Source organism: Stenotrophomonas sp. WED208, from assembly GCF_040984485.1.
GTDB classification, from domain to species: domain Bacteria; phylum Pseudomonadota; class Gammaproteobacteria; order Xanthomonadales; family Xanthomonadaceae; genus Stenotrophomonas; species Stenotrophomonas riyadhensis.
In genome coordinates, this window is record NZ_JAZARB010000002.1 from 323917 (window position 1) to 346127 (window position 22211).

The 22211-nt window shown below is 67.2% G+C and carries 24 protein-coding genes and 1 pseudogene; 9 read left to right on the forward strand and 16 right to left on the reverse strand.

Annotation, left to right across the window (positions count from 1 at the left end; genetic code table 11):
- The first annotated feature begins 57 nt into the window (after positions 1-57).
- Positions 58-1173, forward strand: a complete 1116-nt coding sequence (locus VPH47_RS21030) for a glycerophosphodiester phosphodiesterase (RefSeq protein WP_368851739.1) — start codon at positions 58-60, stop codon at positions 1171-1173.
- Between the two features lie 112 nt (positions 1174-1285).
- On the opposite strand, the gene VPH47_RS21035 is transcribed toward VPH47_RS21030, so the two are convergent.
- Together VPH47_RS21035 and VPH47_RS21040 are read right to left on the reverse strand one after the other, a co-directional pair.
- Complete coding sequence (locus VPH47_RS21035; protein WP_188486872.1) at positions 1286-2056, reverse strand: rhomboid family intramembrane serine protease; 771 nt, start codon at positions 2054-2056, stop codon at positions 1286-1288.
- Positions 2057-2162: 106 nt separating this feature from the next.
- Positions 2163-3125: a TerC family protein gene (locus tag VPH47_RS21040; RefSeq protein WP_368851740.1), complete on the reverse strand. Its 963-nt coding sequence runs from the start codon at positions 3123-3125 to the stop codon at positions 2163-2165.
- 349 nt (positions 3126-3474) lie between these two features.
- Here VPH47_RS21040 and VPH47_RS21045 point away from each other — a divergent pair, with 349 nt between their 5' ends.
- The 3 genes from VPH47_RS21045 (at position 3475) to VPH47_RS21055 (ending at position 5808) form a co-directional block, all read left to right on the forward strand.
- Entirely contained in the window at positions 3475-4644 is a 1170-nt protein-coding gene (locus tag VPH47_RS21045; protein ID WP_164161470.1) for a class I SAM-dependent rRNA methyltransferase, read from the forward strand.
- 121 nt (positions 4645-4765) lie between these two features.
- Entirely contained in the window at positions 4766-5446 is a 681-nt protein-coding gene (locus tag VPH47_RS21050) for a YafY family protein (protein ID WP_153856637.1), read from the forward strand.
- Positions 5447-5505: 59 nt separating this feature from the next.
- Complete coding sequence (locus VPH47_RS21055) at positions 5506-5808, forward strand: antibiotic biosynthesis monooxygenase (RefSeq protein ID WP_100435649.1); 303 nt, start codon at positions 5506-5508, stop codon at positions 5806-5808.
- Between the two features lie 18 nt (positions 5809-5826).
- Here the strand turns inward: VPH47_RS21055 and VPH47_RS21060 are convergent, their stop codons facing one another.
- Entirely contained in the window at positions 5827-6705 is an 879-nt protein-coding gene (locus VPH47_RS21060; protein WP_368851741.1) for a hypothetical protein, read from the reverse strand.
- A complete protein-coding gene (locus VPH47_RS21065; RefSeq protein WP_368851742.1) occupies positions 6702-7511 on the reverse strand; it encodes a protein klaA in 810 nt (269 codons plus the stop codon). Before VPH47_RS21065 ends, VPH47_RS21060 begins: the two co-directional genes overlap by 4 nt.
- 154 nt (positions 7512-7665) lie before the next feature.
- Between VPH47_RS21065 and VPH47_RS21070 the strand changes: the two genes are divergently transcribed.
- Positions 7666-8907, forward strand: a complete 1242-nt coding sequence (locus VPH47_RS21070) for a dipeptidase (RefSeq protein ID WP_368851743.1) — start codon at positions 7666-7668, stop codon at positions 8905-8907.
- A 92-nt stretch (positions 8908-8999) separates the two neighbouring features.
- On the opposite strand, the gene VPH47_RS21075 is transcribed toward VPH47_RS21070, so the two are convergent.
- The 5 genes from VPH47_RS21075 to VPH47_RS21095 form a co-directional block, all read right to left on the reverse strand.
- Positions 9000-10427: an amino acid permease gene (locus VPH47_RS21075; protein WP_153856632.1), complete on the reverse strand. Its 1428-nt coding sequence runs from the start codon at positions 10425-10427 to the stop codon at positions 9000-9002.
- 177 nt (positions 10428-10604) lie between these two features.
- Positions 10605-11294 carry a suppressor of fused domain protein gene (locus VPH47_RS21080; RefSeq protein ID WP_368851762.1) on the reverse strand — a complete coding sequence of 230 codons (690 nt, stop codon included), beginning with the start codon at positions 11292-11294 and terminating at the stop codon, positions 10605-10607.
- A 5-nt stretch (positions 11295-11299) separates the two neighbouring features.
- The gene (locus tag VPH47_RS21085; RefSeq protein ID WP_368851744.1) at positions 11300-11728 is read right to left on the reverse strand and encodes a hypothetical protein; all 429 of its coding nucleotides are present in this window, start codon (positions 11726-11728) and stop codon (positions 11300-11302) included.
- On the reverse strand, positions 11725-12354 hold the full coding sequence (gene leuE, locus VPH47_RS21090; protein WP_049420930.1) for a leucine efflux protein LeuE: 630 nt from the start codon (positions 12352-12354) through the stop codon (positions 11725-11727). Before leuE ends, VPH47_RS21085 begins: the two co-directional genes overlap by 4 nt.
- Positions 12355-12369: 15 nt before the next feature.
- Positions 12370-13341, reverse strand: a complete 972-nt coding sequence (locus VPH47_RS21095) for a LysR family transcriptional regulator (protein WP_110714220.1) — start codon at positions 13339-13341, stop codon at positions 12370-12372.
- A gap of 91 nt (positions 13342-13432) precedes the next feature.
- Here VPH47_RS21095 and VPH47_RS21100 point away from each other — a divergent pair, with 91 nt between their 5' ends.
- Positions 13433-14440 (forward strand): zinc-binding alcohol dehydrogenase family protein, encoded by a 1008-nt coding sequence (locus VPH47_RS21100; RefSeq protein WP_368851745.1) that lies wholly within the window; start codon positions 13433-13435, stop codon positions 14438-14440.
- 67 nt (positions 14441-14507) lie between these two features.
- Here VPH47_RS21100 and VPH47_RS21105 read toward each other — a convergent pair whose 3' ends face one another.
- On the reverse strand, positions 14508-15113 hold the full coding sequence (locus VPH47_RS21105; RefSeq protein WP_368851746.1) for a glutathione S-transferase family protein: 606 nt from the start codon (positions 15111-15113) through the stop codon (positions 14508-14510).
- Positions 15114-15168: 55 nt separating this feature from the next.
- Here VPH47_RS21105 and rmuC point away from each other — a divergent pair, with 55 nt between their 5' ends.
- From rmuC to VPH47_RS21120, 3 genes are all read left to right on the forward strand, one after another.
- A complete protein-coding gene (rmuC, locus tag VPH47_RS21110; RefSeq protein WP_368851747.1) occupies positions 15169-16737 on the forward strand; it encodes a DNA recombination protein RmuC in 1569 nt (522 codons plus the stop codon).
- 61 nt (positions 16738-16798) lie between these two features.
- A complete protein-coding gene (locus tag VPH47_RS21115; RefSeq protein ID WP_368851749.1) occupies positions 16799-17188 on the forward strand; it encodes a hypothetical protein in 390 nt (129 codons plus the stop codon).
- Positions 17189-17325: 137 nt separating this feature from the next.
- Positions 17326-17871, forward strand: a complete 546-nt coding sequence (locus VPH47_RS21120; RefSeq protein ID WP_010487473.1) for a glutathione peroxidase — start codon at positions 17326-17328, stop codon at positions 17869-17871.
- A gap of 84 nt (positions 17872-17955) precedes the next feature.
- On the opposite strand, the gene VPH47_RS21125 is transcribed toward VPH47_RS21120, so the two are convergent.
- From VPH47_RS21125 to VPH47_RS21150, 6 genes and pseudogenes are all read right to left on the reverse strand, one after another.
- Entirely contained in the window at positions 17956-18972 is a 1017-nt protein-coding gene (locus VPH47_RS21125; protein ID WP_164161476.1) for a VacJ family lipoprotein, read from the reverse strand.
- A gap of 1 nt (position 18973) precedes the next feature.
- Positions 18974-19285 carry a lipid asymmetry maintenance protein MlaB gene (locus VPH47_RS21130; RefSeq protein ID WP_008266246.1) on the reverse strand — a complete coding sequence of 104 codons (312 nt, stop codon included), beginning with the start codon at positions 19283-19285 and terminating at the stop codon, positions 18974-18976.
- The gene (locus tag VPH47_RS21135) at positions 19275-19937 is read right to left on the reverse strand and encodes a phospholipid-binding protein MlaC (RefSeq protein WP_368851750.1); all 663 of its coding nucleotides are present in this window, start codon (positions 19935-19937) and stop codon (positions 19275-19277) included. Before VPH47_RS21135 ends, VPH47_RS21130 begins: the two co-directional genes overlap by 11 nt.
- A 56-nt stretch (positions 19938-19993) precedes the next feature.
- Positions 19994-20458 (reverse strand): annotated as a pseudogene (gene mlaD / locus VPH47_RS21140) (outer membrane lipid asymmetry maintenance protein MlaD); the annotation flags it as partial.
- 59 nt (positions 20459-20517) lie between these two features.
- The gene (locus VPH47_RS21145) at positions 20518-21267 is read right to left on the reverse strand and encodes an MlaE family lipid ABC transporter permease subunit (RefSeq protein ID WP_005414955.1); all 750 of its coding nucleotides are present in this window, start codon (positions 21265-21267) and stop codon (positions 20518-20520) included.
- Complete coding sequence (locus VPH47_RS21150) at positions 21267-22055, reverse strand: ABC transporter ATP-binding protein (RefSeq protein WP_368851751.1); 789 nt, start codon at positions 22053-22055, stop codon at positions 21267-21269. Before VPH47_RS21150 ends, VPH47_RS21145 begins: the two co-directional genes overlap by 1 nt.
- Between the last annotated feature and the right edge of the window lie 156 nt (positions 22056-22211).

Sequence of the window (22211 nt, forward strand, 5' to 3'; positions counted from 1 at the left end):
CCTGTCACATTGCCGCCGCATACTGACGCCCATCACATACCGCTTGGGGAAGTCGCAGTGAAGTCGTGGGGTTGTGCGTTGCTGTTGTCGCTGGCCGTGGCACCATCGGTGGCCATGAGTGCTGAATCCTCCACCCCGGCCGCACACAAGGTGTCGGTCTATGGCCATCGTGGGGCAAGCGCGCTGCTGCCCGAGCACACCCTGGCGGCCTACGCGCAGGCCATCGCCGATGGCGCCGACTACATCGAACCGGACCTGGTGATGACCAAGGACGGGGTGATGGTGGCCCGCCACGAGAACGAGATCAGTGGCACCACCGATGTCGCCTCGCATCCCGAATTCGCCAGCCGCCGCACCAGCAAGGTCATCGACGGGCAGAAGGTCGATGGCTGGTTCACCGAAGACTTCACCCTGGCCGAGCTGAAGACGCTGTACGCACGTGAGCGCCTGCCGGAACTGCGCAGCACCGCCTACGATGGCCAGTTCCGCATTGCCAGCCTCGACGAGATCCTTGCCTTCCTGGTGCAGCAGGCCGGCCGTGCCAACCGCGGCATCGGCCTGGTGCCGGAGATCAAGCATCCGACCTACTTCCAGTCGATCGGCCTGCCGATGGAAGACAAGCTCCTGACCGCGCTGCGCGGCAACGCCTATACCAACGTGGGGCCGGTCACCATCCAGTCGTTCGAGACCGCCAACCTGCGCTACCTGCGCGGCAAGATCGGGCGGGGCAGCAACATCCGCCTGCTGCAGCTGCTGTGGAAGGGCGATACCCAGCCGGCCGACATCGCCAAGGCCGGCGGCACGCTGACCTATGCGCAGATGATGACCCCGGCCGGATTGAAGGACATTGCCGTCTATGCGGACAGCATCGGTCCGGAGCTGCGCTCGATCATTCCGCTGGACGCCAAGGGCGCATTGGGGACACCGACCACGCTGGTACAGGACGCACATGCAGTGGGCCTGATGGTGATTCCGTATACCTTCCGCCCGGAGAACCACTTCCAGGCCAGCAACCTGCGCAAGGGAGCCGACAACGCGCGCAATGCCGAGGGTTCGGTCGCCGAGATGCGCGCCTATCTGGCCACCGGCATCGATGCGTTCTTCACCGATGACCCGGCGCTGGGCCGGCAGGCGGTGGATGGCATGGGCAAGGCGGGGAATGCGGCGAACTGACGGGCTCTGGTAGATGCCAACCTTGGTTGGCACACGCGAGGAGTGCCGACCAAGGTCGGCCACTACCGGTTCATGAGGTTGCCGGCCAGCGGCCGGCACTACCGGGGCATTTTCAGCCGCGCGGCTCGTCCGGCCGGCGGAACGGGATCACCACGTAGTCCTGGCCCTCGCGCGGCTGCCACAGCACCGGCACGCGCTGCGGTGACGGCGGCTCCAGCTCGTCGTCGGCCAGCGGCTCGACCTCGTCCTCTTCATCTTCCCAGCTGTAGCGCGGGCGCGGCGGCAGCGGGTCGGCGTTGCGGAACAGCAGTGCGGCGATGATGCCGGCGAAGGCGCCGCCCATGTGCGACTGCCAGGACACACCATCGGCGTGCGGCAGGATGGTCATCAGCATGCCGCCGTAGAACAGCATGCCGATCAGGCCGGTGGCGATGGCCGCGCGATCGCGGCGCAGCAGGCCCAGGCTGGCCAGCAGGAACATCAGGCCGTGGGTCACGCCGCTGGCGCCCAGGTGCACGCTGCCCGGATTGCCCAGCATCCACGCACCGATGCCCGAGCCCAGCCACAGCAGGGGCAGGGCGCGCACGGTGGCTTTCGGGTAGACGCTGCCGGCCAGCGTGCCGAGGATCAGGATCGCGATGCTGTTGGCGGCGATGTGCTCGACCGAGGCATGCAGCATCGGGCCGCCGATCAGGCCGAGCAGGCCCTTGGCTTCCAGCGGCGCGACTGCCCACGGTCGCCAGTCGAACGTGCCCTGCAGGGCGAACACGGCCACCAGCACCAGCACGGCGGCCAGGCTGACATTGAACGCCCGCAGGATGCGCGAGCGGTCATTGCGGGGGGCCGGCACGTCGCCAGCGGGCAGGGGCGCGTTGTTGTTCATACCTCAGCAATGGCGGTGGTTGGTGCGAAACCAAGGCCACCGCCGCGGGAGAGTGGAAACGGCCGGCGGGACAATCCCACCGGCCGCGCCATCCAGCGGGTCAGGCTCAGGCCTGGCCTTCGCCTTCCTTCGGCGGGTACTTCAGGCTCAACACCACGGTCGCGGCGATGATCACCGCCACCACGCCCAGCGAGATCGGGGTCGGGATCTTGAACAGGTCGATGATCATCATCTTGATGCCGATGAAGCCCAGCACCAGCGCCAGGCCGTACGGCAGCAGGTGGAAGCGGTCGGCCATGCCGGCCAGCAGGAAGAACATCGCACGCAGGCCCAGCACCGCGAACACATTGGAAGTGAGCACGATGAACGGGTCGGTGGTGATCGCGAAGATCGCCGGGATGCTGTCCACTGCGAAGATCACGTCGGTGACCGCGATCAGGATCAGCACCGCGAACAGCGGGGTGAACCAGCGCACGCCATCACGCTTTACGCTCAGCGCATTGCCCGCGTAATCCGGCAGCAGGCGCAGGTGCTTGCGCATCCAGCGCAGGGCCGGGTTGGTCTCCAGGTCCGGCTCCTGGCCGGCGGCGAACCACATCTTCCAGCCGGTGAACAGCAGGAAGGCACCGAACACGTAGAGCAGCCAATGGAACTGGCTGATCAGCACGCTGCCGGCGAAGATCATGATCGTACGCAGCACGATCGCGCCCAGGATGCCGATGATCAGCACCTTCTGGCGCTGCTCCTCGGGCACCGCGAAGTAGCTCATGATCATCAGGAAGACAAAGATGTTGTCGACCGCCAGCGCCTTCTCGACCAGATAGCCGGTCAGGAACTCGAGGCCGACCTTGTTGGCCACCACCTGGCCGGCGGTCTCATTCAGGTAGTACCAGAGGCCCGCATTGAACAGCAGGGCCAGCGCGACCCAGCCGATGGACCACCACAGGGCCTCCTTGAAGGTGACCTTGTGCGGCCCACCATGGCGCATCAACACGAGGTCGATCAGCAGGGCGATGACCACCACCGCTGCGAAGCCGCCCCACAACCACACGTTACCGATCGTCTGCATTGGGAATGTCCGTTGGAAAGATGAATGCCAGGCCGGACGGCGAGGATCTGCAACGGAGGATCGGGAGGGGGATCCAGGGACAGAGCTTCGCCAGTACGGCGAAGGTCTCGCTCGCAGTTCCAGTCGGCTGGAACTGCCGTTGCACCGGAGCCTGCGGGCTCGAAATGACGGCGACAACGTCTGGGAGCTACTCCCCTTCTGGCGCCGATTCTGCGGCCTGGCCGGGCTGCCGTCAAATGCCGGGCGGCCGGGGTCCCCGCTCTGGTAGATGCCAACCTTGGTTGGCATGCCGGCCGGGGTCAGAGCCCCTGCGGGGATCTGACCCCGGTGCCCGGTTTACAATAGGTGGATGAATACCCCCCTTCCGATTGTCCGCCTCAAGAATGCGTGGCGTTCCAGCCACCCGTGGATCTTCCAGAAACTGGTCGAGAAGCCGACCGTCCGGCCCAAGCCCGGTTCCATCGTCGACGTGGTCGGCATCGATGGCGAGTTCATTGGCCGCGGGTTCTACAACGGGCACTCGCGCATTGCCGTGCGCATCCTCGAAACCGACCAGAACGTGCCGGTGGATGCCGGCTGGTTCTCGCGCAAGATCGCCCAGGCGGTGTCGCTGCGCCGTGAGGTGCTGAAGCTCGATGCGGTGTCCGACGCCTGGCGCGTGGTGCACAGCGAAGGCGACGGCCTGTCCGGCCTGGTGGTCGATCGTTACGGCGACCTGGTGGTGGTCGAATTCTTCGCCGCCGGCATGTTCCGCCACCGCGAATGGATCTACGACGCCCTGCGCGAACAGTTCCCGGGCTGCCGCTTCCACAGTTTCGCCGACGAGCACGTGCAGAAGCAGGAAAGCTTCGACTTCCACGGCAACACCACCACCGAAGCGTCGGTGATCACCGAGTACGGCATCAAGTTCCGCGCCGACCCGGCCGGTGCCCACAAGACCGGTTTCTTCGCCGACCAGCGTGAGAACCGCGAGTGGCTGAGCCAGCAGGTCGAAGGCAAGAGCGTGCTGGACCTGTGCTGCAACACCGGCGGTTTTGCGGTGTATGCGGCGGCGCGCGGCGCCTCGGACGTGGTCGGCATCGACATCGATGAAGACGTCATCCAGATTGCCAAGGGCAATTCGCGCCTGAACAACGTGCGCCCGAAGTTCATCCAGTCCGACATCTTCCCGTGGCTGCGCGACGCCGCCAACCGCGGCGAGCAGTACGACGTGGTGATCCTGGACCCGGCGAAGATGACCCGCGACCGTGACCAGGTGATCACTGCGCTGAAGAAGTACCTGGACATGAACAAGCTGGCGCTGGGCGTGGTCAAGCCCGGTGGCCTGTTCGCCACGTTCTCCTGCACCGGCCTGGTGGCCGAGGACCAGTTCCTCGACATGCTGCGCCGCGCGGCCTATTTCTCCGGCCGCACGATCCAGATCCTGAAGGTGGCCGGTGCCGGTCCGGATCATCCGTTCATGGCCCACGTGCAGGAATCGCGTTACCTGAAGGCCGTGTTCTGCCGCGTGGTGGACTGATTCCAACCTGTAGAGTCGAGCCCTGCTCGACTCGCACGGTGCTTGGCCAGATCAGATCAGCCGAGCATGGCTCGGCTCCACAAGACCGAGGCCGCCGTGCCTGCATCGCCAGGAAAGGCCCATGCGCAAAGCCGACCGCCTGTTCCAGCTGGTCAACCTGATCCGCGTACGCCAGCCGGTGACCGCCGCCGTGCTGGCGGCGGAGCTGGGCCTGTCGGTGCGCAGCATCTACCGCTACATCGATGACCTGTCCGTGGCCGGTATTCCGGTCTACGGCGAGGCGGGCATCGGCTACCGGCTCGACCCGGGTTTCGAACTGCCCCCGCTGAGCCTGGATGCGGCCGAGGCCGAGGCACTGCAGCTGGCCGTGGAAATGCTGGCGTGCAGTGGCGCTGGCCACCTGCAACCGGCGGCGCGTTCGCTGCTGCACAAGCTGCAGGCGGCGATGCCCGAGCGTGCTGCCAGCCCGCGCACCGCTCGCGCGCTGCGCGCGGTGCCGGTTTCGCTGCCGTACTGGCAGCCCTTGCATATCGCCATCGCCGCCGGCCGCAGCGTGCATCTGCGCTATCGCACGCTGCAGGGCGCGCCGAGTGATCGCATCGTGTACCCGCTGGGCCTGTTCCATTGGGGCCAGCACTGGACGCTGGGCAGCTGGTGCGGGCTTCGCCAGGACTACCGCGATTTCCGCCTGGACCAGATCGAAGCCCTGGCCGAAGCGGATGGCCTGGCCCTGCCTGCGCAGGTCGGCCTGGAGGCCTATCTGCGCCACCAGCAGCGAGCCTGGACGCTGCGCGGCCACTGACACCCCGGTGGCAGCAGGGGGAGCACAGACTGCGCGCTCCTCCACCAACGGGCTTCACCATGCACCCTGCTTCTTCCGTCCTCGAACTGGCCGTGTTCACCGTCAAACCGCACGCGCGCGCCGACATGCCGATGCTGCGCGAGCAGTTGCGCACGGCCATTGCGCAGTTTCCCGGCCTGATCGACTACCAGCCGTTCTCGCCGATGGACGGCGACGACCGTTTCGTCGACATCGCCCACTGGCAGGACCTGGCCAGCGCACAGGCAGTGGCACAGGCCTTCGCCGGTGGTGATGCGCGTTTTGCACCGTACATGGCTGCCATTGATGAGCTGCAGCTGATGCAGCATTTCCTGCCCGGTTGATCACCGGCGGCGCGCGCCTCAGGGCTGCGCGCCCGCCTGCGCCGGTGGCGCCTGCAACTGCTGCAGCAGGCCGTTGATCACCCGGGCCCGGCCGCGCACGTGATAGCCCAGGGTGGTCAGGCCGATGCCAGCGATGACCAGCAGCAGCAGTGACCAGGCGATCGCTGTGCCGATGAAGTGCAGCGCGCCCATGCGCAGCCAATGGTCACGCAGCCACGCTTGGCTGCGCGCCGAATAGGGGACCTTGGCTTTGGCCTCAAAGCGCGCACGGATGACATCGGGCACCGCGATACCGATGTCCTCGCCGCGGGCGATGGCCTGGCCGATGTCGTTCAAGGGGATGCTGGGTCTTGCCAGCGAGCGCTGCGCCTGCAGGTAGCCCTGCCATTGCGGGCTGAGCGTCGTGAAACCCGGGCTGTCGATGAGCTTGCCGAGCTGGCTGCTGTCGAGCTTCGTGCCATCGCCGGCGTCAGCCCGGCTGAAGTCGGGACTGACGATTCCGTTGCCGAACAGCAAGCCGACCAGCAACGAGCCACCAATCACGAACGAGAAGGTGAAGTGGCGTACGCCGCGGTTGAGCAGCACCCTGCGCAGGCCGAATCCCATCCAGAACAGCAACCCGCCAAAGAGGATCAGGCTGGCCAGCAGCAGCATGGCAGACGTGCCGGGATCAGTACCGTAGCCGGCCGGCACGTGTGCCGAGGGCGGACTGCCGGTCAGCCCCTGCAGGAATATCATGGACAGCAGCGCCGTGGCCGGCAGCACCGCCAGACACGCCAGACCCAGGGTGCGTGCGAACGAACCCCGGCGATACAGCGCGCGCAGCCCGGGAACGGCTTCGACCCGCGGCTGCAGTTCCGCCGGTACCCTCAGTGGGTCGGGCCGGGACGTGATCATGCCGGTTCTCCGGAAGTGCGCAGCAGCTGCTGCAGGGCCTGTTTCAACTGGTCCTGTGCCTGCGAGGCGCGGGCGACCATCTGCGGGCTGGCGTTGTCGTTGTTGTGCAGGGCGAGGATGGTCTGACGCCAGATCGGCAGCAGGATCTGCACCGTCTCGCTGTAGCGGTCCAGCAGTTCGATGGCGTGGTTGCGCGCCAGCTGTACCTGGATCCGGCTCATCGAATGGCTGGCCAGCAGCGCGGTCAGGTTGGCGATGCGGCGCTGCAGGCGCTCCACCGGTCGATCCAGCACCATCGGATCGTCACTGGCACCACTGCCCGGGGGCAGTTCCTGCAGGAACTGCACGCCCGCATCGATGTAGATCTGCAAGTGGGCGCCCTGCATGTCATGCAGCTCCAGCTGTGCGTTCAACCGATCGACGCTGCCGCGCACCGCGATCGCCTGGCGCTCGATCTCGGCCAGGACGTCACCGTTTCCCCCCAGCGCGATGCGTCGACGCAGGCGCTGCTCGATGTCGGCACCAGTGAACCGGTCCCACCAGCCAGCGCGTTCCAGCAGTGCATTGGGGTCATGCTCGGAGAGGCGGCTGACCAGTTCAGCCAGCGCCTTGGCCAACGCGTTGGCACTACCGTCCTGCCAAGCGGGCTCCGCACTGGCGCTGGCCAGTTCGGCCGGGCCATAGCGACCGATGTCGATGCGCCCGGCGAACAGGACCGGCAGCACATCGCGCTTGAGCTGTTCGACGCAGGGCCCGGCGGCAACCGGGTGTTCGCTGGGGAGTGGTGGAGGGACAGGATGCGGCATCAAGGTTCCGTTCCAGGGGCAATGCAGCGCGGGGCCGTCAGTGCCGTTAGCGGCTGCCGCCGAGTGTAATGGAGCACGCGTGCTGTCGTCCGGCACTACCCCGGGCCACCCTCACGGCGCTATGGTCGGCGTCTCCCAACATCGGTGGATGCCCATGCCTTCGTTGCGTCACTTGTCCGTCGTGCTTGCCCTTGCGCTGTGCGCGCCGCTGTCCGCCCACGCCATCGAGTTCAGCGCGCAGGAGCTGGCCCGTGCCAAGGCCCTGCAGCAGCGCCTGGTGACCCTGGACAGCCATCTGGATACGCCGGCCAACTTCGGTCGCAGCGGCTTCGACATCGAACAGCGGCATGACCGAAACGCGCTTTCGCAGGTGGACTACCCGCGCATGGTCGAGGGTGCGTTGGACGGCGGCTTCTGGGCGATCTACACCGATCAGGGCGATCGCAGCCCCGCCGCGCACCTCGCGGAGCGTGACCATGGCCTGCAGCGGCTGCTGGAGATCCGCGAAATGCTGGCCGCCACCCCCGAGCGCTTCGCGTTGGCATTGACGGCGGATGACGCGGCGCGGATCAAGGCCGCCGGCAAGCGCGTGGTCTACATCAGCATGGAAAACGCCAGCCCGCTGGTGGAAGACCCGAGCCTGCTTTCGTTCTACCACCGCGCTGGCCTGCGCCTGCTCAGCACCGTGCACTTCGCCAACAACGAGTTCGCCGATTCGGCCACCGATCCGAAGGGCGCCGAGTGGAAAGGCCTGAGCCCGGCGGGCAAGGACCTGGTGCGGCAAGCAGCGAAGCTGGGCATCGTGATCGACCAGTCGCATGCGTCCGACGCGGTGTTCGACGACCTGCTGGCGATGATGCCGGTGCCGTTCGTGCTGTCGCACAGCTCGGCCAAGGCGGTCTACGACCACCCGCGAAATCTTGATGACGCGCGGCTGCGCAAGCTGGCCAAGGCCGGTGGCGTGATCCAGGTGAACGCCTATGGCGGCTACCTGATCGACACCGCGAAGACGCCCGAGCGCAAGCAGGCCGAAGAAGCGCTGAGCAAGCAGCTGGGCGGCTGGGAAGGAATGGGCATCGAGCAGGGCGTTGCCCTGCTGAAGGCCGAGCAGGCGCTGGACCACGAGCATCCGGTGCGCCATGCCAGCCTGGACGATTTCTTCGCCCACTTCGAGCACATCCTCAAGGTGGTCGGCCCCGAACACGTGGGCATCGGCCTGGACTGGGATGGCGGCGGTGGCCTGAGTGACCTGCCCGATGTCAGCCAGCTGCCGAAGATCACTGCGTGGCTGCTGCGCAATGGCTATACCGAGAAGCAGATTGCCGGCATCTGGGGCGGCAACCTGCTGCGGGTGATGCGTCAGGCGCAGGACTACGCTGCAAAGCAGGGCGGTTGACCGCCCTGCGGTAGTGCCGGCCGCTGGCCGGCATGGCCCGTATCAACAGGATCCGAGTTGCCGGCCAGCGGCCGGCACTACCGGTGAACCGGTTATTTCGCGATCAGCGCGTGGCGACGGCTGTACAGGAAGTACAGCACCAGGCCGGCCAGGTTCCACAACAGGAAATACAGCTGGGTGGTGTGCGGCAGGCTGATGAACAGATAGATGCAGCCCAGCGCGGCCAACGGGCCGACCACGAAGGCCAGCGGCGTACGGAAGGTACGTTCGCGGTTCGGCTCGCGCAGGCGCAGCACCACCAGGCAGATGCCCACGGCGGTGAACGCGGCCAGGGTGCCGGCATTGGCCAGGGCGGCGATCTCGTCCAGGCGGGCCACGCCGGCCAGCGCCGACACCACCACCGCGGTGAACAGCGTGGTCGCCACCGGCGTGCCGGTACGTGCGTTGACCTTGGACAGGCTGCGCGGCAGCAGGCCATCGCGGCTCATCACGAAGAAGATGCGGCTCTGGCCGTACAGGAAGGCCAGCAGCACCGTCGGCAGCGCGATGATCGCGATCACGCCGATCACCATCGCGGCGGTCGGATGGCCCAGCTGGCGCATGATCAGGGCCAGCGGCTCGGCACTATGGCCGAACACCGCGTAGCTCATCGCACCGACGGCCGCGAGCGCGACCAGCACGTAGACGATGGTGCAGCCGATCATCGAACCGATGATGCCGATCGACAGGTCGCGGCCCGGGTTCTTGGTTTCCTCGGCAGCGGTGGAGATCGCATCGAAGCCATAGAACGCGAAGAAGATGATCGCCGCTGCCGCCATCACGCCGTGTTCGACGCCATCGGGGCCGATCGACTTGGCGAAACCGTACGGCATGAACGGCTGCAGGTTGTTGCTGTCGAACGCGGGCAGGGCCACCGCCACGAAGATGGCCAGCGCGATCAGCTTGAACACCACCAGGATGGCGTTGAGGGTGGCGCTTTCCTTGGTGCCGGCCATCAGCATCCCGGCCACCAGCCAGGTGATGATGATCGCGGGCAGGTTGATCATGCCGCCTTCCACGTGCGGACCGGCCGCCAGCCACGCGGGCAGGTGCACGTTCCAGCCGAACTGGGTGTGGACCCATTCGAGGAAGCCGACGAAGTAGCCGGACCAGCCCACCGCCACGGTACTCACCACCAGCGAGTACTCCAGGATCAGGCTCCAGCCCACCACCCAGGCGAACACCTCGCCCAGCGCGCTGTAGCTGTAGGTGTAGGCACTGCCGGCGGCCGGCATCATCGTCGACAGCTCGGCGTAGGACAGTGCCGCACAGGCGCAGACCGCACCGGCGATGGCGAAGGAGATCAGCACGGCCGGGCCGGCCAGGTTGGCACCGACACCGATCAGCGTGTAGATGCCGGTGCCAACGATGGCACCGATGCCCAGCGCGATCAGGTGCGGCCAGCTGAGCGTCGGGATCAGGCGCCTGCCGGCTTCATGGACGGTGACGGAATCTAGGGACTTGCGCCGGAACAGGGACATGCAGGCCTCGGAAGGGGTGACTAAGAACGACAAGTTCCCGAGTGTGACCGAACGCAGCGCAGCATTACCACTGACGGGGGTCATGCGAGGGTCAGATGCGTCACCGGCGCGGCTGTACTCCGAGCATTCTGCCGGAATCGGCACAAATGCCGGCAGGATTCGAAATGATTCGATCCCTCAAGGCGAGCCGGGAGGCGCTTGAAGCGTGAGAGCAGGGGCCAGATCGATGCTGACCCGCCGCGGATCGACCACCGGCGCCGCACCTTGGGTTCTCAACTGGGCCACCAGCACTTCGAAGCCCTGGGCGCGGCCGAACGCATGCTCGTCCAGGGTCAATGGCAGCAGCTGCAGGAAGTCGAATCGTCCCGATGGCAGTTGCTGGGGTCCAGGAAAATGCAGTGACGGAACGAAGACGGCCGCCTGCAGCATGCTCCCTGCGTGATCCACCGGCCCCCCCAGCTTCAGCCGGTCCCATGGCGCCAACGGATTGCCGGGCATGCGTGAGTGGCACAGCAGCAGGTGGTACGCGGTGAACCAGCGCAAGGTGGTCAGTGCCCAGGTCGCTTCTTCCTGCGTCTCAAGCATCAGTTCGATGCCCAACCCCGAATCGCCATCTTCGTGCCGCCCTTCCCAGGGGTTGGACAGGCCGGAGCTGACATAGATCCAGTGCCTTCGATCACCGTGCGGAGGGCAGGCATTGACGCCGACATGCAGCCAGCGCGGGTCGATCTGGTCCTGCTTGAAGACGTTGCGCAGCAGATCCATGTCGATCGGATAGATCCCCGGCCCGGTATCGCCGAACAACCGCCGGTACAGCGTCTCCTCCCGATATTCCCAGCTGCGCTCCAGCAGGGTGTCGTCGTCCATGGTGCTCACTCGGCCACCTTGCCGGGCCAGCGGCAGCCGTCTTCCTGCCAGGCCTCGACGTCATCGTGGAAGGTGGTGCGACGTCCGTCGCGGCTACGCTCGTAGCTCAGGTCCAGCACCAGCGCGCCCTGCGTGCTCAGCAGGTAGCGGCCGTTGAGGCGCCCGTTGATGCGCTCTTCCCAGACGCTGTCGAACTGGTAGGGGCGGTCTTCGGCCAGCACCGTGGTCTCCATTGAAACCCGGCGCAGCAGCAGGCGTTCGCGCTGCCCGGCATAGCGAACGTCGGCCTGGCCGTCCTCCAGCCAGCGCCATTCCAGGTGGATGCTGTCGTTGCGACCGCCGCTCAGGCAGCGATGGTCCTGCGCGGTGGCCGCCGGGGCGGTCGTGTTGGCCAGAAGCAGCAGGGCGCCCATCGCCGTCGACCAGGGTTTCATCCGTTCAGCCCCAACCGGATGCCGAACCCCACCAGGAACAGGCCGGCCACACGGCGCAGCGCATCGCTGATCCGTGGGTGCTGGATCAGGCGGCGACGGGCCAGGTTGCCCACGCCGATCAGCATCGAGCAGTAGGCGATGCTGACCACCAGAATGATGCCGGCCAGCGCAGCGAAGGTGGCGATGCCCTGGTGTGCCTTCGGATCGATGAACAACGGCAGGAAGGCCATGTAGAACAGGATCGCCTTCGGGTTGAGCAGGCTGACCAGGATCGCCTGCTGGAAGTAGCGGCCCGGCTGCATGCGGATCGGGCCGGCGTCGCCGCTCTCGTGCTTCGGCGTGCGCAGCAGGCTGATGCCGACCCACACCAGGTAGGCTGCGCCGAGGTACTGCACCGCGTGGAACACCAGCGGATTAGCCTTCAGCAGTGCGGCCACACCGGCCAGCGCCAGCCACATCAGGATCTGATCGCCGACCAGCAGGCCGGCCAACGCGGTATAGCCACCACGCACGCCGCCACGGCCGGTGGCGGTGAGCAGCGTGAAGGTACCGGGGCCGGGCAGGGCGAGAAACACCAGCACAGCGACCAGAAACGTCCACAGGTCCTGGATGCCCATCCACGGCATGGCGGCGTTCTCTTGTTACGGGGGGCCGCCATTGTCGGCCAGTGCTGCCGTTGGCGACAGGGGGCGGGTGAGGCCAGTGGGCATGCCAGACAGCAGCGGTTGCAGGTGCTGGCGCAGTTGCGCGTGCAGCTGCCGCACGGCCGGTGAGAACTGCTTGCGGTGCGGGCACACCAGCTGCAGCGGAATGCTGCTGCCAACACCGTCGAGCAGCAGCTGCAGGCGCCCGGCCTGCACGTCCTCGCGCAGGTCCAGCCAGGACTTGTAGGTGATGCCTTCGCCGGCCACGGCCCAGCGCCGGACGACGTCGGCATCGTCGCAGACCAGGGGGCCGCGCACCGGGATCACGTTGCGACGCCCTTCGACCTCGAATGACCAGCGATCGTAGGCGCGGCCGTTGAGTTGATAGACCAGGCAGTCGTGCTCGCGCAGATCCTCCAGGCGGGTGGGCGTGCCACGCCGCTGCAGGTAATCGGGCGAGGCTGCGAGTACGCGCCGGTTGCCTTCCAGCAGCGGCAGGGCGACGTAGCTGGCGTCGTCGAAGTGGCCGATGCGGATGGCCACATCGACCGGATCGCGGAACACATCGGCCACCTCGTCGGACAGGCGCAGGTGCAGGCGTAGCCGCGGGTGCGCAGCGCGGAAGGCGCTCAGCCAGGGCAGCAGCAGGTTGCGGCCGAGGTCCGAGGGGGCCGACAGCTGCAGGGTGCCGTGCAGCTCGGTGTCCTCTCCCTGCACGCGCGCCTGGCCCTCGCGCAGGGTGGACAGCACGTCCTGCGCGTACGGCAGGTACAGCGCGCCCTCGCCGGTGAGGCGCAGGCTGCGGGTGGTGCGCACGAACAGGCGCAGGTCCAGTTCGCGTTCCAGCCGCGCCACCGCCGCGGCGACCTGCCCGGGCAGCAGGTCGGCCTCGCGCGCCGCCTGCGAGAAGCTGCCCAGTGCGGCGGTGCGGACGAACAGCTGCAGATCGTCGAAGCGGATCATCTTCATTGCCAGAGTGAAAGTGCTGCCCGATTCTGCGCCTTTCTGCGGGAGCGCGTGCGGCGCAACCTGTCGCCTCCTTCCCCACTGGACCGCTGCCATGCGCGCCATTGCCTACACCCAAGCCGGCCTGCCGATCGATGATGCCCAGGCCCTGATCGACATCGAACTGGAGCTGCCGCAGCCCGGCCCGCGTGACCTGCGCGTGGCGGTACGCGCGGTGGCGGTGAACCCGGTCGACACCAAGGTCCGTCGCGGCATGGCCACCGATGGCCCGCGCGTGCTGGGCTGGGATGCGGTCGGCATCGTCGACGCGGTGGGCAGCGAGGTGACCCTGTTCCAGCCCGGCGATGCGGTCTACTACGCTGGTGTCATCGATCGCCCGGGCAGCAATGCCGAGTACCAGCTGGTGGACGAACGCAGCGTCGGCCGCAAGCCGGCCAGTCTGGATGACGCCGCCGCCGCCGCGCTGCCACTGACCGCGATCACCGCCTGGGAGCTGTTGTTCGACCGCCTGAGAATTCCCGAGGGCGGCGGCGAAGGCCAGACCCTGCTGGTGATCGGCGCGGCCGGTGGTGTTGGTTCGATCCTGGTGCAGCTGGCGCGGAAGCTGACCCGACTGACGGTGATCGGCACCGCCTCGCGTCCGGATACCCAGGACTGGGTGTACGCAATGGGCGCGCACCACGTGATCGACCACAGCCTGCCACTGGCCGAGGGCCTGGCACGACTGGGCTTCAGCGAGGTGCAGCACGTGGCCAGCCTGACCCATTCCGACCAGCACTACGCGCAGATCGTGGAACTGCTGGCGCCGCAGGGCCAGCTGGGCCTGATCGATGATCCCGGCCAGGTCGATGTGATGGCGCTCAAGCGCAAGGCCCTGTCCCTGCACTGGGAATCGATGTTCACCCGGCCGCTGTACAAGACCGCCGACATGCAGCGCCAGCACGACCTGTTGAACCGGGTGGCCGAGCTGATCGACACGGGCGTGCTGCAGACCACCCTGGGCGAGCACTTCGGGCGCATCGAAGCCGCCAACCTGCGGCGTGCCCACGCGCTGCTGGAGAGCCACCGCGCCAAGGGCAAGATCGTGCTGGAAGGCTGGTAACGCAGGTTGTTCCCGCGCCCTTGGGGTCAGATCCCTTTCCCGTTGGGAAAGGGATCTGACCCCTGCCTCAGGCCACGCCGTTGTCGACGTGTTCGGCGAAACCGGGCTGCTGGCGCAGGCGTTCGAACCACGCCGCGAGGTGTGGCAGCACGGGCTTGTGGCCGGGCGTGCTGCGCCAGCGTTGGGTCGACAGCCCGAGCACGATGTCGGCCAGAGTGAAGGTGGTGCCCGCCACATGGCCGCTGGTAGCGGCCAGCTGTGCATCAAGCACACCCATCAGCCGGTTCCACTGCGCCAGGCTGGCCTCGGCGCGGGCGTCATCCGGATAGTCCGGATGCTGGCGCACGCGCGCCATGAATACATGGCGCCAGGCGCTGTTGAGGTCGCTGGCCTGCCAGTCCATCCATTGCTCCACCCGTGCACGGGCCTGCGCCGTGGCGGGCAGCAGGTCCTCGCGTCCGCCGCGTGTGGCCAGGTAGCGGCAGATGCTGTTGGACTCCCACAGCACGAAGTCGCCATCGCGCAGCACCGGCACCTGCCGGTTCGGGTTCAGCGTGGCCAGCATGTCCGCCGGCGGTTTTGGCTCATGGTGAAGTGGCAGGTCGAGCCCGACGCACAGCCACAGCACCTTGCGCACGTTGATGGAGGTGGGCTTTCCGTAAAGAGCGAGCATGGGGGCTTCCGGGGCAGACCGACCCAGCCTAGCGCAGCGGGGCTAAACTGATCGCATGAATATCGAAGTCCTCATGATCCTGGCAGTGGTCCTGCTGCTGGCGACCTTGGTCACGCTGTTGCTGCTGTGGCGTCGCAGTGCCGGCGGTGCACCGTCCGGTGAACTGCAGCGGCAACTGGACAACGAGCGCGAACAGCATCGCCTCGCCCTGGTCGATGCCGGCCAGCTGCGCGGCCGCCTCGATGCGCTGGGCGCGGAACTGGAAAGCGAACGGGGCCGCAGCCAGCAGCACGCACAGGCGGTCACCACGCTGACCGCCCGGGTGGAGCGCGAAGCGGCGCTGTCGGCCAGTCGCGAAGCACAGCTGGCCGAACGTGAAGCGGCCCTCGCGCAGGCGCGCGCTGCCGTTGCCGATACCAGCAGCGAACTGCAGCAGGCGCAGCAGCGCTACCAGCAGCTGCACGGTGAACACGCCCGCGCGGTGGCCAATCTGCAGCACTCCGAACGCGCCAGTGCCGAACTGCGCAGCTATCTGGATACGGCCAAGGAAAAGTTGTCCGGCGCCTTCGCCGAACTGGCCGGCAAGGTGTTCGACGAACGTGGGCAGCAGTTCGAGAAGAACGTGCGGCAGGCGACGGTGCAGTCGCGCGCGGATATCGAGGGACTGCTCAAGCCGTTCGCGGACAAGCTGGGCGACTTCCGCACCCGCATCGATACCCTGTACGGCGAGGAAGCGCGGCAGCGCGCCAGCCTGCTGGGTGCGGTGGGCGAACTGAAGACGCTCAACCAGGACATGGCTGCGCAGGCATCGGCGCTGACCAACGCGCTGAAGGGCAATGCCAAGGTCCGCGGCGACTGGGGCGAGCTGATGCTCGACAACGTACTGCGCGGATCAGGGCTGGAAGAGGGCGTGCACTACCAGCGGCAGAAGCATGCCGTGGATGACGAAGGTGCGCGCCTGCGACCGGACGTGGTGGTGCAGTTCCCCGACGAACGCAGCGTGGTGATCGACAGCAAGGTGAACCTGATCGCCTGGCAGGAAGCCATGAATGCCGCCACCCCGGAGCAGTCGGAAGACGCGTTGCGCCGGCACGCGGTTGCGCTGCGCCAGCACGTGAAGGACCTGGGCGAGAAAAACTATCCCAAGGCACTGGGCAGCGAGACACTGGACATCACCATCGCCTTCGTTCCCATCGAAGGGGCCTTGTCGGCTGCACTGGGCGCCGACGGCAGCCTGCAGGCGTTCGCCTTCGACAACCGCGTGGTGTTCGCCTCGCCCAATACCCTGATGGCGCTGCTGCGCGTGGCCGAGCGCCTGTGGACGCGCGACAAGGTGCAGAAGCAGGCGCTGAAGATCAGCGAAGCCGGTGGCTTGGTGCTGGACGCGCTGACCGGGTTCCTGCAGGACTTCACCGCCATGGGCAAGAAGCTGGACGATGCCGGCAAGGCCTACGCCGATGCGCGCAATCGCCTGATCGATTCGCCGCAGTCGGCCATCAGCCGCGCCCGTCGGCTTGCCGAACTGGGCAGCAAGGCCAAGCGCGCGCTGCCGCCGGAACTTACCCCGGACCCGATGCAGCAGCTGAGCGCGCCGGAGGACGAGGAGGACGGCAATGCGGGCTGACACGACCCGTGCACCTGCGCCTGGCTATGCTGGGCGCCCTGGCTCCGTGGCGGGTATCGACATGCGCTTTCGCTCCTGTGCCGTTCTTGTCCTCGCTGCGTTGCTGGCTGCGTGCAGCAGCACGCCCCCGGTTGTCGACACCACCACGGCCGCTCCCACGCCGGAAGCCACCGAGGCCTACCGCGAAGCACGTGACGTCGACTGCCAGGCCGCCGGCGGCACCCTGCAGCGGCTGGGCCGCCTGCAACGCGAGCAGTGCGTGATTCCCTATGCCGACGCCGGCAAGGCCTGCAGCCGCAAAAGCGACTGCACCGGCCAGTGCCTGGCCGGTGCCGAGGTGGCCGCTGGCAGTGTCGCCACAGGCACCTGCCAGCGCGATGTGCGCCAGAGCTTCGGCTGCCGCCAGCGCATTGATGACGGCAAGGCGCAGGGCACGATCTGCGTGGACTGATCGTAGTGCCGGCCGCTGGCCGGCAACCGCATGAACCCTTGCGAACGGTCGCACGATTGCCGGCCAGCGGCCGGCACTACCGCCATCGCGCGGCGCTATGCTGGTGGGCCATTCCCCGCTGTTGCCGGAGCCCCCGCGTGAGCACCCCGATCCAGGACATTTCCCTCACCACCATCGACGGCCAGCCGTCCTCGCTTGCCGACTACCAGGGCAAGGTACTGCTGCTGGTCAACGTCGCCTCCAAGTGCGGCCTGACCCCGCAGTACGAAGGCCTGCAGGCGCTGTATGCGGAAAAGCACGCGCAGGGTCTGGAAGTACTGGGCTTCCCCGCCAACAACTTCCTCGGCCAGGAGCCGGGCAGCGAGGCAGAGATCCAGCAGTTCTGCCAGCTCACCTACGACGTCAGCTTCCCGATGTTCTCCAAGATCAGCGTGGCCGGTGACGATACCCATCCGCTGTACCAGCAGCTGACCGCCGCCCAGCCGCAGTCGATCGGCGAAGGCCCGCTGCGTGAGCGCCTGGCCAGCAAGGAGATCCCGATCCACGCAGCACCGGCGGTGCTGTGGAACTTCGAGAAGTTCCTGGTTGGCCGCGACGGCAAGGTCATCGCGCGTTTTGCCCCCGACGTGGCTGCCGATGACGCGCGCCTGCGCGAAGCCATCGAGGCAGCGCTGGCCGCCTGAGGAACGCGTGCCAACCAAGGTTGGCACCTACCGGAAAAGAAAAACCCCGCCTTGGCGGGGTTTTTCATGCGCTGCAGACCGGACTCAGTGCGTCCACTGCGGCATCGGCATCGCATCGACCGGGATCGGCGAATTGGCATCGTCGTGGCCACGGTCGCGCTTGCTGCGCAGATCGTTCTCGATCTGGTAGTTGCGGCGCTGCATCCACGCATCGCGTACCAGCGAGTATTCGTCCACGGCGGTGTCACGCAGGTCGTCGATCGCCAGCAGCTGTGCGCGGGTGTCGACCAGCTGCAGGCCCTGCAGGCCGATGCGGATCTTGTCTTCCTCGATGCGGCGCATCGGCGACAGCGGGATGTCGCCGGCCAGTCCGAACACATCGCGCACCGTACGCGGGCCGAAGAACGGCAGTTCCACGTAACGCGAGCGACGCCAGCCCCAGACACCCAGGGTCTGGCCGAAGTCTTCATTGCGACGCGGCACCATCGCCTTGCTGGCCGGATCGAACAGGCCGCCGATACCCAGCGTGCTGTTCATCAGGAAGCGGCCAAGGCTGTCCCAGGCATCGGCACCGCGGCCCTGCAGCAGCTGGTTGGTGATGGTCACCGGTGCGCGCAGGTTGCTGAAGAAGTTGCTGACGCCGGTACGCGCGAAGCGTGGCACCACGTGGGTATAGGCGGTGGCCAGCGGACGGGCGATACCACGGTCGACCGCGTTGTTGAACGTGTGCACCTTGCGGTTGAACGGTTCCCACGGGTCGTAGGCCGCTGCACTGCCGGTGTTACCGGGACCGCCGTAGAGGGCATCGAAGTCGTCGTCACCGCCGGGTGCGGTGGCGGCTGCGGTCTTCGCCGCGTCAGCCTCGGCACTGACCGCCGCAGGGGCGGGTGCAGATGCAGTGGCGGCCGGTGGATTGGCCACCGGGGCGACCGGTGCAGCGTCAACCGTGCCGGTGTCGGCGACCACGGCCGGGGCCTCGGTTGCGGCACTGGCCGGGACCACGGTGCTGGCCGCCGGCGCATCGCTGCGCGCGGGCTTGCCGGCACAGGCGGTCAGGGCGGTGGCCAGGACGATCAGGGGGAGAGTGCGTACGACGTTCATGTCAGCTCGCAGCAGAAGTAGCGTTGAAATCCAGGTCGGGCGACAGCCGGTAGGCCGCGCTCAGCTCGTTGTAACCGGCCGGTGCGCCGGAGATCGCCAGCGGATGGCCGGCCTTGCGTGCACGTGCCGCCAGTTCGGCCAGCAGGGCCAGGCCGGCGCTGTCCACGCGCTCGACCTCGCCCAGTTCCAGTCGTGCCAGCTGTGCCGGCAGCGCCTGCAGCTGTGGCCACAGCGCGATCACCGCGGCACGGTCGAGCACCCCGCGCAGGCGCAGGGTGTCGCCTTCCAGCAATGCCAGTGCGTTACTTGCCATTGCCCGCGGGCCCGGCCTGCATGCTGCCGCTGTGCAGCTCGGTGGCCACCTGCTTGATGCCCTTCTGGCGCAGCGGGGTGTCGAACTGGTTGCGGAAGGTCTGTACGTAGGAGATGCCTTCGATGTTGACGTCGAAGATCTTCCACTGGCCGTTCACGTTGCGCATCCAGTACTCGACCGGGGTCGGCTCGTTGCCGGCGCGGACCAGCTCGGTGCTTACGCGCACGCCGCGGTTGCCCGGCAGCGGGCTTTCACCCTTCAGGCGGAAGCTCGGCTTGCCCTGGATGTTGAGCAGGGTCGAGCCGTAGCGCTGCATCAGGCTGTCGGCCATGGCATCGGCGAACAGCTTGATGTCGGCGTCGGAGGCGCCACGGGCGTGCGGGCCCAGCACCAGGCGCGCGGCGTAGTCGCGATCGAAGGTGCGGGTCAGCTCGCTGTCGATGTAGCTGCGCAGGCTGGCCGGGTTGCTGGTGAACTCGCTCTTGCGCTGCTGCAGCGTGGACAGGATGCGGCTGCTGGCATCGATCACCACCTTGCCGGCCTGGCCCTGCGTCGTGGCAGCGGCGGGAGCGGCGGCCTGTGCCTGGGCAAGGAACGGAGTGGCTGCCAGCAGCGCCGAGGCGAGCAGGGCCGGGATCAGTTTCATCTTCATGGTTGCGGTTCCGTTGCAGGCGCCTGCGCGCCATCGTTGGGCTTCTGAGCAGCGCCGCCACCGGCGCCGCCACTGAACATGTACTTGCCGACCAGCTGGATCAGGTCCACCGCCGGCTGGGTGAAGACGATCTCGTCGCCGGCCTTCAGCACGTCCGGATCACCGCCCGGCTGCAGACCGATATAGCTCTCGCCGAGCAAACCACTGGTGAAGATGCCGGCCGAGGTATCCGCCGGCAGGTCCTTGACCTTGTTGTCCATGCGCAGGGTGACGATGGACTCGAACTTCACCGGGTCCAGGTCGATCGCGGCGACCTGGCCGACAGTGACGCCGCCGATCTTCACCGGCGCCTGCTTGCGCAGCTGGCCGACCTGGGAGAAGCGTGCCTTCAGCTCGTAGCCTTCGCTGCCCCAGCTCCAGCGCTGGTTGGTCGAGGCCACGGCCAGCACCATCAGCGAGGCCAGGGCCAGCAACAGGAACGCGCCGACGGAAAATTCGAGTCTGGGACCGCGGATGGCCATGTGGATTACCTGATCGAGTCGTTGTGGCCGCGCGCGCCTGCGCACCGCCGGTGGAGGGGTTAGGTGAACAACATTGCCGACAGCACGAAGTTGAACATCAGCACCAGCAGCGAAGCATTGACCACCGCACGGGTGGTCGCCACCGAAGTGCCTTCAATGGTGGGCTCGGCGTGGAAACCCACATAGGCGGCAACCAGCGCGGCAGTGCCGCCGAAGATCGCCGACTTCAGCATTGCCACGCCGAAGTCGTCCCAGAAGTCCACGCTGTTGCGCAGCGCCGACCAGAACACGCCGTTGTCCAGGCCCAGCACGTGCACCGCTTCGAAGTAGCTGGCACTGATCGCCAGCGAACAGAAGATGCCGGTCAGCAGCGGCACGGTCAGCACCGCCGCCCAGAAGCGCGGCGCCACCGCCTTGGCCACCGGGTCGATCGCCATCAGCTCAAGCGCCTTGATCTGGTCGGTGGCACGCATCAGGCCGAGTTCGGCGGCGATCGAACTGCCGGCGCGGCCGATGAACAGCAGCGCGGTCAGCACCGGCGCCAGCTCGCGGTACAGCGACAGCCCGAGCAGGGTCGACAGCGCGTCGGCCGCACCGAAGGTGGTCAGCGTGCGGTAGCCCTGCAGGGTCAGCACCAGGCCGACGAAGGCACCGCCGACGGCGATGATCGGCAACGAGCGCGCACCGATCTTGTAGATCTCGCGGGTCAGCTCGGCCAGGAAATCACGGGTTGGCAGCGAACCGCGCAGCACGGTCAGCGAGAACAGGCCGGCGCGACCCAGCGAGCGGGTGGCTTGGACGAACGGCATCAGGCGACCCTCGCGCGCGGCGCGGCATCGAACGGGATGGGGCCATCGGGCTGGCCGTGCAGGAACTGCCGCAGCAGCGGGTCCTGGCTGGACTGCAGCGCCTCGGGCGTGCCCTGGAACACGATGCCGCCATTGGCGATCGCGATCACCTGGTCGCAGATCGGCAGGGTCTCGTGCACGTGGTGGCTGACGATGATGCTGGTCAGGCCCAGGCTGTGGTTGAGGCGCTGGATCAGGCTCATGATCACGCCGGAGGCGATCGGGTCCAGCCCGGTCAGCGGCTCGTCGTAGATCATCAGCGGCGGGTCCAGTGCCAGTGCGCGGGCCAGCGCCACGCGGCGCGCCATGCCACCGGACAGCTCGCGCGGCCAGGCGTCGGCGGCGGCCAGCAGGCCCACCGAATGCAGCTTCATCTGCACCAGCCGGCGCAGCACGGCGGCCGGCAGGCGGGTGTGCGTGCGCAGCGGCAGCGCGACGTTCTCCGCCACGGTCAGGTCGGTCAGCAGCCCATTGCCCTGCAGCAGCACGCCCACGCTCTTGCGCATTTCAAGCAGCGCGGTGCTGTCATGCGGGATCGGCTTGCCGAACAGGGTGACCTCGCCAGCGACCGGGCGCAGTTCGCCGGTCAGCGCCGCCAGCAGGGTCGACTTGCCGCTGCCGGACGGACCGAGCACGGCGGTGATGCTGCCCTTGGGCACCTGCAGCGACACGTCGCGCAGGATCGAGCGCCCGCTCCGGTCGATGCGGACGTTGGATAACTGCACCAGACTGGAGGAGGAAGCCGACATGGGCACCATTAACGTTTTTTAGACATCGAAGGATCGGGCCAGCCGGCTGAACATAAGCAGACTGGACGGTGCAGTATTGTTGCACGACACGTCCTGGCGCAGGCCGGGACAATCGGCCGGCATCCCGGAACAATCCGTACCGCTGGCGGGCCAACC

Excerpts from the sequence above, each read along its gene's own strand:
- VPH47_RS21085 (WP_368851744.1), bottom strand. The coding sequence starts at position 11,728 with ATGAAACCCTGGTCGACGGCGATGGGCGCCCTGCTGCTTCTGGCCAAC.
- VPH47_RS21040 (WP_368851740.1), bottom strand. The coding sequence starts at position 3,125 with ATGCAGACGATCGGTAACGTGTGGTTGTGGGGCGGCTTCGCAGCGGTG.
- VPH47_RS21065 (WP_368851742.1), bottom strand. The coding sequence starts at position 7,511 with ATGCCGCATCCTGTCCCTCCACCACTCCCCAGCGAACACCCGGTTGCC.
- VPH47_RS21050 (WP_153856637.1), top strand. The coding sequence starts at position 4,766 with ATGCGCAAAGCCGACCGCCTGTTCCAGCTGGTCAACCTGATCCGCGTA.
- VPH47_RS21150 (WP_368851751.1), bottom strand. The coding sequence starts at position 22,055 with ATGTCGGCTTCCTCCTCCAGTCTGGTGCAGTTATCCAACGTCCGCATC.
- VPH47_RS21080 (WP_368851762.1), bottom strand. The coding sequence starts at position 11,294 with ATGGACGACGACACCCTGCTGGAGCGCAGCTGGGAATATCGGGAGGAG.
- VPH47_RS21145 (WP_005414955.1), bottom strand. The coding sequence starts at position 21,267 with ATGCCGTTCGTCCAAGCCACCCGCTCGCTGGGTCGCGCCGGCCTGTTC.
- VPH47_RS21125 (WP_164161476.1), bottom strand. The coding sequence starts at position 18,972 with ATGAACGTCGTACGCACTCTCCCCCTGATCGTCCTGGCCACCGCCCTG.
- VPH47_RS21115 (WP_368851749.1), top strand. The coding sequence starts at position 16,799 with ATGCGCTTTCGCTCCTGTGCCGTTCTTGTCCTCGCTGCGTTGCTGGCT.
- VPH47_RS21095 (WP_110714220.1), bottom strand. The coding sequence starts at position 13,341 with ATGAAGATGATCCGCTTCGACGATCTGCAGCTGTTCGTCCGCACCGCC.
- VPH47_RS21135 (WP_368851750.1), bottom strand. The coding sequence starts at position 19,937 with ATGAAGATGAAACTGATCCCGGCCCTGCTCGCCTCGGCGCTGCTGGCA.
- VPH47_RS21035 (WP_188486872.1), bottom strand. The coding sequence starts at position 2,056 with ATGAACAACAACGCGCCCCTGCCCGCTGGCGACGTGCCGGCCCCCCGC.
- VPH47_RS21070 (WP_368851743.1), top strand. The coding sequence starts at position 7,666 with ATGCCTTCGTTGCGTCACTTGTCCGTCGTGCTTGCCCTTGCGCTGTGC.
- VPH47_RS21105 (WP_368851746.1), bottom strand. The coding sequence starts at position 15,113 with ATGCTCGCTCTTTACGGAAAGCCCACCTCCATCAACGTGCGCAAGGTG.
- leuE (WP_049420930.1), bottom strand. The coding sequence starts at position 12,354 with ATGCCGTGGATGGGCATCCAGGACCTGTGGACGTTTCTGGTCGCTGTG.
- rmuC (WP_368851747.1), top strand. The coding sequence starts at position 15,169 with ATGAATATCGAAGTCCTCATGATCCTGGCAGTGGTCCTGCTGCTGGCG.
- VPH47_RS21130 (WP_008266246.1), bottom strand. The coding sequence starts at position 19,285 with ATGGCAAGTAACGCACTGGCATTGCTGGAAGGCGACACCCTGCGCCTG.
- VPH47_RS21100 (WP_368851745.1), top strand. The coding sequence starts at position 13,433 with ATGCGCGCCATTGCCTACACCCAAGCCGGCCTGCCGATCGATGATGCC.
- VPH47_RS21055 (WP_100435649.1), top strand. The coding sequence starts at position 5,506 with ATGCACCCTGCTTCTTCCGTCCTCGAACTGGCCGTGTTCACCGTCAAA.
- VPH47_RS21075 (WP_153856632.1), bottom strand. The coding sequence starts at position 10,427 with ATGTCCCTGTTCCGGCGCAAGTCCCTAGATTCCGTCACCGTCCATGAA.
- VPH47_RS21060 (WP_368851741.1), bottom strand. The coding sequence starts at position 6,705 with ATGATCACGTCCCGGCCCGACCCACTGAGGGTACCGGCGGAACTGCAG.
- VPH47_RS21045 (WP_164161470.1), top strand. The coding sequence starts at position 3,475 with ATGAATACCCCCCTTCCGATTGTCCGCCTCAAGAATGCGTGGCGTTCC.